Source organism: Pantoea graminicola (assembly GCF_048452665.1).
GTDB lineage: Bacteria > Pseudomonadota > Gammaproteobacteria > Enterobacterales > Enterobacteriaceae > Pantoea.
On the sequence record NZ_JBLWSJ010000017.1, the window covers coordinates 1 to 5,057 of the forward strand.

Consider the following 5,057-nt stretch of genomic DNA (forward strand, 5'->3'; position numbering starts at 1 on the left):
CTCAGCCTGATCCCCGAAAACAGCCTGAGAACCCCTCTCTGATACGGTAAACTACGGCCAGATAACTCAGTAAAGGCCGTCAAATGTCCAGCCAGAATCCTTCCTTAAAAGCCGACAATACACTCGGGCTTGAAGTACATACACAAAAACGCATCGTCGCTGAGACGCCAGCGGCCATTCTGGCGGCCTGGCAGGCCAGTCAGCAGGATCAGACACCCTTCCTGGTGCTGGGCGAGGGTAGCAATGTCCTCTTCCTGGAGGATTTTGCCGGCACCGTCGTACTAAACCGTATTCAGGGCATCCACATTCAGGATGACGATAAACACTGGCGATTGCATGTCGGTGCCGGTGAGAACTGGCACCAGCTGGTTAAAAGTACGCTGGAAAAAGGGATCACTGGTCTGGAAAACCTGGCGCTGATCCCAGGAATGACGGGCTCTGCACCCATTCAGAATATCGGCGCTTACGGAGTGGAATTAAAAGATGTCTGCGAGTATGTCGATGTTCTGAATCTGCACAGTGGCCAGACAGAACGTCTCGATTGCAAGGCGTGTGAGTTTGGCTATCGCGACAGTATTTTTAAGCATCGCTATCAGTCAGGCTACGTGATCGTCGCAGTAGGGTTCATATTGCCTAAGCAGTGGCAGCCGGTACTGACCTACGGCGATTTGAAGACGCTCGATCCGCTGACTGCCAGTGCCTGGGATGTCTATCATGCGGTGTGTCAGATGCGCCAGAGCAAGTTACCTGACCCAAAAGTCACCGGCAACGTCGGCAGTTTCTTCAAAAATCCGGTCATCTCCGGGGCGCAGTGCCGCTCACTGCTGGCGCAGTTTCCGACGATGCCACACTATCAGATGCCGGATGGCGAAACCAAGCTGGCCGCAGGGTGGCTTATCGACCAGTGCCAGCTGAAAGGTTATCGCATCGGCGGTGCGGCCGTTCATCAGCAACAGGCGCTGGTTCTGATTAACGCCGATAACGCCACCTCAGAGGACATCGTGGCGCTGGCTAAAGCCGTACGCGCCCGGGTAGGTGAAAAGTTTGATGTCTGGCTGGAGCCTGAAGTGCGCTTCATCAAGGCTCAGGGCGAGTGTAATGCCGTCGGAGTGATCGCATGAAAGACCACAGTGTCCCGCTGAAGCTGGTCGATATTTTATCTGATGGTGAGTTTCATTCCGGCGAGCAGCTTGGCGAAACGCTGGGGATGAGCCGGGCCGCCATTAATAAGCATATCCAGACGCTGAAAAGCTGGGGACTTGACGTTTTTACCGTAACAGGAAAGGGCTACAGCTTCTCTGCACCGATCCAGTTGCTGAATGAGACGCTGATCCTCTCACAGGTTAAGCAGGGCAACGTCTCGGTGATCCCGGTCATTGATTCGACGAATCAGTATCTGCTGGAGCGGATGCATGAACTGGCGTCCGGTGCTGCCTGTATTGCTGAATATCAGCAGGCCGGTCGCGGACGTCGTGGCCGTCACTGGTTTTCTCCCTTTGGTGCCAATCTCTATATGTCGATGTACTGGCGTCTGGAGCAGGGGCCCGCTGCGGCGATGGGGCTGAGCCTGGTGATTGGAATTATCATGGCGGAGACATTGCGTTCATTAGGTGCCGATGACGTCCGCGTTAAGTGGCCCAACGACATCTACCTGAAAGATCGCAAACTGGCAGGGATCCTGGTTGAATTGACAGGCAAAACCGGCGATGCTGCACAGATTGTCATGGGTGCCGGAATTAATCTGGCGATGCGTTCAGCCGATGCATCCCAGATAAATCAGGGCTGGATCAATCTGCAGGAAGCCGGGGTCAGCGTGAATCGTAATGAACTGGCGGCCCGACTGATCAACAGTCTGCGTGACGCCCTGCCGCTCTTCGAACAGGAAGGATTAACGCCCTTTATCGCCCGCTGGGCCGCGCTGGATAATTTTATCAACCGGCCGGTTAAGCTGCTTATCGGCGAACGGGAAGTGCATGGTATTGCGCGTGGCGTGGACAGTCAGGGTGGCCTGCTGCTGGAACAGGAGGGTGAAATCAAATCCTGGGTTGGCGGTGAAATATCGCTGCGGCCGGTCTGAATTAACGAGCCTGCATTACTGCAGGCTTTCTTAGGGTAGCGGCTATTTACGCAAACGAACCCTGTCGACTGCATGATCACCGCTTTTGGTCATAATCAGGCTGGCCCGTTCGCGGGTCGGCAGGATATTTTCCTGCAGGTTAAGCCAGTTAATTTCTTTCCATAAATTTCCTGCAACTTCGATCGCTTCCGCTTCTGAAAGCCGGGCATAGTGATGGAAGTAGGAGTCGGGATCGGTAAAGGCGCCCTGACGGAATTTCAGGAATCGATTGATATACCAGCTTTGCAGGAGATCTTCTTCCGCGTCCACATAGATAGAGAAATCGACAAAGTCTGACACAAAGACGTGGTGGGGATCGTGCGGATAATCCATCCCGCTCTGTAATACATTCAGGCCTTCAAGAATAAGAATGTCAGGCTGCTGAATCACTTTATCCCCGTCGGGGATGACATCATAAATCAGATGCGAATAGACCGGAGCGGTGACCTGGCTGGCGCCCGACTTTAAGTCAGACACGAAATTAACCAGCCGGTGCATATCATAGGATTGCGGAAACCCTTTCTTCTTCATCAGGCCGCGCTCTTTCAGCACGGCATTAGGATGAAGGAAGCCATCCGTGGTGATTAATTCCACCTTACGGTGTTCAGGCCAGCGGCTCAGCAACGCCTGCAATACACGCGCCGTGGTGCTTTTCCCGACGGCTACGCTGCCCGCAATGCTGATGATGTAGGGTATCTTCTGGCCATTCGTGCCGAGGAACTGCTCCAGTACCGCCTGCCGGCGAACATTCGAACTGATATAAAAGTTAAGCAGACGCGAAAGCGGCAGATAAATCTCTGCGACCTCTTCCAGTGAGAGATCCTCATTGATACCTTTCAGCTGCGCGATCTCATCTTCTGACAGTGTCATAGGAACAGAATCACGTAATGCAGCCCACTGCTCGCGAGTGAACTCCAGATAAGGCGTTGTCAGGGGTGTCGTTTTATCCATAAGCATGCATCTGACCGCAAATTCAATGCAATCAACCGCGTGTTATCCGATAAGCAGGACAGCACAGGTGAATTGAATCACGAATCGCTGGTTTATCAGTGAGAACAATGGGCTGGAGGGTATCACCAGTATGGCTTTCAACAGAAGTAAAAAGATAGAGGCGATCTCGCTTTCGTCGGCATAACCACAAAACGTGACGATAGTCGCTGTTTTCACTCGTCCGGGCTTGTTTATTCCGTTGCAGCGCCTCACAGCGGCAGTGTGACGTTATTCCCTTTTATCTGACTTCGGGCCTCTCCTGAGGACGTGAACGCGGGAGAGGGGGGCACAGAAGGGCAGGGGGAAGACAAAACCTGATGCCGGACGACATCCCTGGCAAAACCCTCTGTCTTTCTGAGACTGCCCGTAACAGTGGCATCAAAAAAGCGGCTCCATTTCATGCTGAAGCGCGACGGTGAATAAAAAAATGAGGCAAATTGGTTTAAAAAAGCATCATTCAGTTCAAACAGGCAAAATAAAAGCGCGAGCGGTGGATCATTTATCTGTCAGAAAGGGCGTTTTTGCGCGGAGTGCCTCGCTGGCCATAACCGGCTGAACCGGGAAAAACAGGGCCGGATTGCACAAATATTCTGCAGGAAATCGCGAAAATGCGACAATTTGCACAAATAGTAAGCGATAGAAAAAAATATGCGATTTTTTAGTTGCATCCGACGCCCGACCTTCCTAGAATGCGCACCACTTGATGCCGGCTTAGCTCAGTTGGTAGAGCAACTGACTTGTAATCAGTAGGTCACCAGTTCGATTCCGGTAGCCGGCACCATCAAGTAGGTGGGATTCCCGAGCGGCCAAAGGGAGCAGACTGTAAATCTGCCGTCACAGACTTCGAAGGTTCGAATCCTTCTCCCACCACCATCTCAGCCTCACGGTTGAGTACAGATAGACAGCCTGTTTATCTGTCAGGTGAGTCATATATCACCCTGAATTCAGACTGAGCGTTAGCGAAGTCAAAGCCGGTCAGCTTCGCTGGCAGGCAGTAGATAACAGAGAGTCATTCTCTGTTTTCTGCAAGCTACAGAAAGAACAGGTAGCCGAGTTCCAGGATGCGGGCATCGTATAATGGCTATTACCTCAGCCTTCCAAGCTGATGATGCGGGTTCGATTCCCGCTGCCCGCTCCAGATGTGCTGATATGGCTCAGTTGGTAGAGCGCACCCTTGGTAAGGGTGAGGTCCCCAGTTCGACTCTGGGTATCAGCACCACTTCCTTTAATCTCCCTCCTGATTTTCTCTGTAACTTCCTTGCAGTCAGGCGTTGCCTGGTTAATGTGATGATATCATTGATATATCCGTGTCTTAGAGGGACTAGCGATGGCTAAAGAGCAATTTCAACGTAACAAACTGCACGTAAACGTGGGCACCATCGGTCACGTTGACCACGGTAAAACCACCCTGACTGCAGCTATCACTACCGTACTGGCTAAAACCAACGGCGGCCAGGCGCGTGCATTCGACCAGATCGACAGCACCCCTGAAGAAAAAGCCCGCGGTATTACCATCAACACCGCTCACGTTGAGTATGAGACTGCTTCACGTCACTACGCTCACGTTGACTGCCCAGGCCACGCTGACTATGTGAAAAACATGATCACCGGTGCTGCGCAGATGGACGGCGCGATCCTGGTTGTTGCTGCGACTGATGGCCCGATGCCACAGACCCGTGAGCACATCCTGCTGGGTCGTCAGGTTGGCGTTCCTTACATCATCGTGTTCCTGAACAAGTGTGACATGGTTGATGATGAAGAGCTGCTGGAACTGGTTGAGATGGAAGTACGTGACCTGCTGTCACAGTACGACTTCCCAGGCGACGACACCCCAATCGTTCGTGGTTCTGCGCTGAAAGCGCTGGAAGGCGACGCTGCGTGGGAAGCAAAAATCATCGAGCTGGCTGAACACCTGGACAACTACATCCCGGATCCAGTCCGTGCGATCGAC

The 5,057-nt window shown here is 52.7% G+C and carries 4 protein-coding genes and 4 tRNA genes; 7 read left to right on the forward strand and 1 reads right to left on the reverse strand.

Annotated features, from left to right (window positions below; genetic code table 11):
- Nucleotides 1–83: 83 nt before the first annotated feature.
- Together murB and birA are read left to right on the forward strand one after the other, a co-directional pair.
- Complete coding sequence (gene murB, locus ACNY69_RS21525) at nucleotides 84–1,121, forward strand: UDP-N-acetylmuramate dehydrogenase (RefSeq protein WP_111142215.1); 1,038 nt, start codon at nucleotides 84–86, stop codon at nucleotides 1,119–1,121.
- Nucleotides 1,118–2,077, forward strand: a complete 960-nt coding sequence (birA, locus tag ACNY69_RS21530) for a bifunctional biotin--[acetyl-CoA-carboxylase] ligase/biotin operon repressor BirA (RefSeq protein ID WP_111142216.1) — start codon at nucleotides 1,118–1,120, stop codon at nucleotides 2,075–2,077. The genes murB and birA overlap by 4 nt, the downstream gene beginning before the upstream one ends.
- Nucleotides 2,078–2,119: 42 nt before the next feature.
- Here birA and coaA read toward each other — a convergent pair whose 3' ends face one another.
- Complete coding sequence (coaA, locus tag ACNY69_RS21535) at nucleotides 2,120–3,067, reverse strand: type I pantothenate kinase (RefSeq protein WP_111142217.1); 948 nt, start codon at nucleotides 3,065–3,067, stop codon at nucleotides 2,120–2,122.
- Nucleotides 3,068–3,811: 744 nt separating this feature from the next.
- On the opposite strand from coaA, the gene ACNY69_RS21540 reads away from it, so the two are divergent.
- From ACNY69_RS21540 to ACNY69_RS21560, 5 genes are all read left to right on the forward strand, one after another.
- Nucleotides 3,812–3,887 (forward strand) — tRNA-Thr (locus tag ACNY69_RS21540).
- Between the two features lie 7 nt (nucleotides 3,888–3,894).
- Nucleotides 3,895–3,979 (forward strand) — tRNA-Tyr (locus ACNY69_RS21545).
- A 190-nt stretch (nucleotides 3,980–4,169) separates the two neighbouring features.
- Nucleotides 4,170–4,244, forward strand: a tRNA-Gly gene (locus ACNY69_RS21550).
- A gap of 5 nt (nucleotides 4,245–4,249) precedes the next feature.
- Nucleotides 4,250–4,325: transfer RNA gene (locus ACNY69_RS21555), tRNA-Thr, on the forward strand.
- Nucleotides 4,326–4,433: 108 nt separating this feature from the next.
- Nucleotides 4,434–5,057 (forward strand): GTP-binding protein (locus ACNY69_RS21560; RefSeq protein WP_418800327.1); only part of this gene is annotated, 624 nt, incomplete at its 3' end.